This window comes from Streptomyces sp. 8K308, assembly GCF_004348315.1.
In the GTDB taxonomy this organism is placed as follows: Bacteria; Actinomycetota; Actinomycetes; order Streptomycetales; family Streptomycetaceae; genus Streptomyces.
On the sequence record NZ_SMKC01000676.1, the window covers coordinates 1 to 832 of the forward strand.

General features: G+C 72.6%; 1 protein-coding gene. It reads left to right on the forward strand.

Annotation, left to right across the window (positions count from 1 at the left end):
• The coding region (locus E1265_RS36600; RefSeq protein WP_132935231.1) for a sigma-70 family RNA polymerase sigma factor at nucleotides 1-832 on the forward strand (832 nt) is incomplete at both ends.

Consider the following 832-nt stretch of genomic DNA (forward strand, 5'->3'; position numbering starts at 1 on the left):
GCGACGCGGCTCTTCGTCGACCACCGCGAGTTGCTGTTCTCCGTCGTCTACAACATGCTCGGCAGCGTCGCCGACACCGAGGACGTGCTCCAGGAGACCTGGCTGTCCTGGGCCGGCAAGAACCGCCGGGCGCCGCTGGCGGAGATCGGCAATCCGCGCGCCTACCTCGTACGCGTCGCGGTGAACCACGCGCTCGCCCGGCAGGCCGCCATCGCCTCCCGCCGTGAGACCTACGTCGGTCCCTGGCTGCCCGAGCCCCTGGTCGCCGACGCCGCCACCGGCCTCGCCCCGGATACCGCCGACCACGCGGTACGTACGGACTCGGTCTCCATGGCGATGCTGGTGGTCCTGGAGATGCTCACACCGCTGGAACGGGCGGTGTTCGTCCTCCACGAGGTGTTCGGCTATCCCCACACCGAGATCGCCGGCATGCTCGACCGCAGCCCCGCCGCCGTACGTCAGCTCGCCCACCGAGCCCGCGCCCATGTCCACACCCGCCGCCCCCGGTACCGCGCGCACCCCCGCGTCCGGCGGGAGGCGACCGAGCGGTTCGTCGTGGCCGCCCTCGGCGGCGACCTCCACGCGCTCATGGAGATCCTCGCCCCGGACGTGACGGTCTGGATCGACGGCGGAGGCGCGCGGCAGGCGGCCGGGCTGCGCCCGGTCCACGGCCGGGAGAAGGCCGCTCGCATGCTGGCCGGCTACGCCACCCGACGCACCGAGGACATGGACATCCGCTACCGCCGAGTCAACGGCGACGACGCGGCGGTGCTGTTCGCGGGGGACTCCCCGTATGCCGTGATGGTCATGGATCTCACCCCTGACGGCGACC